This is a genomic window from Bifidobacterium sp. (genome assembly GCF_050874245.1).
Taxonomy (GTDB): Bacteria; Actinomycetota; Actinomycetes; order Actinomycetales; family Bifidobacteriaceae; genus Bifidobacterium.
In genome coordinates this window covers 1-1,145 of sequence record NZ_JBNMKH010000209.1, presented here as the reverse complement: position 1 = coordinate 1,145, position 1,145 = coordinate 1, and the positions used below count along the sequence as shown (strand labels likewise).

The 1,145-nt window shown below is 62.1% G+C and carries 1 protein-coding gene and 1 pseudogene; both read left to right on the top strand.

Annotated elements, in window-relative coordinates; all coding sequences use genetic code 11:
* Positions 1-12 precede the first annotated feature (12 nt).
* A pseudogene (locus ACR0P8_RS09960) lies at positions 13-480 on the top strand (ribonuclease HII); the annotation flags it as partial.
* A gap of 161 nt (positions 481-641) precedes the next feature.
* The coding region (locus ACR0P8_RS09955) for an ABC transporter ATP-binding protein (protein WP_432624885.1) at positions 642-1,145 on the top strand (504 nt) is incomplete at its 3' end.

Below are 1,145 nucleotides of genomic sequence, written 5' to 3'. Positions count from 1 at the left end.
CTCAAATCCTGATGCGCGTCATGGGCCGTCGGCTCGGCCAGCAATACGGAAATCGACGATTGGGGCATCTCCTACGCGCTTGGCATCGCCGCATTGCGCGCACTCGGCCAAGCGGAAGAGAAACTCGGCATCGACGGCGATGGCATGCTTGACGGCAAGCCGGTGAAGGTCGGTGCGATCCTCGACGGACCGAACGACTACATCACCAAGGCGCTGAACACCTTCGACGCGCCGGACGTGCCGGTGCCAGCGGACGTCGCCACCAAAGTGAAAGGCGACCGGTACTGCGCCACCGTCGCCACCGCAGCCGTCATCGCCAAAGTCACGCGAGACCGGCTCATGGTCGAACTGGGAGCGCAACCCCAATATGAACCCTATGAATGGGCCCACAACAAGGGTTACGGTTCGGCCGCACACCGTGACGCCATCGCTGAATTCGGGCCCAGCGACCTGCACCGCCTCTCCTGGCATCTCGTCTGACATACGGCATCTCATCCGCAGTCCGCGATTACGCTAATCCTTGCGGATGATGTATGCCGGAAGGAAACCTGTAAGTTCATCCCGCCGTCTGATGGCCGGGACCAATCCGTTTCCGTACCGTAGGAAACATGGAACACATACTTCACGCGACCGATCTGGTCATGGATGATTCGACCCAACAGGCTACACCGAACGCCACACACATGCTGGCGCTCAATCACGTGGATTTCGGCATCCAGGCAGGCGAAAGCATCGCGGTCATGGGACCGTCCGGTTCCGGCAAATCGACGTTACTGCACGCACTCGCCGGCATCATCACCCCGACAGCCGGCAATGTGATGTTTCGCGGTGCCAACCTGGCGCGGTTGAGCGACGCTGACCGCACCAAACTGCGCCGCAGCGCCTTCGGTTTCGTCTTCCAATCCGGACAGCTGCTGCCGGAACTGCCGGCCATCGAAAACATCGCGTTGCCGATGATGCTGGGCGGCGCAAGCTACCAGCAGGCCACCGACACGGCCATGCTATGGCTGGAACGATTGGGATTGCGCCAGCTCGCGCAACAACGTCCCGGCGAAATGAGCGGCGGCCAGATGCAGCGCATCGCCATCGCACGTGCGCTCGCCGCGCAGCCGGCAGTCATCTTCGCCGATGAACCGACCGGCGCG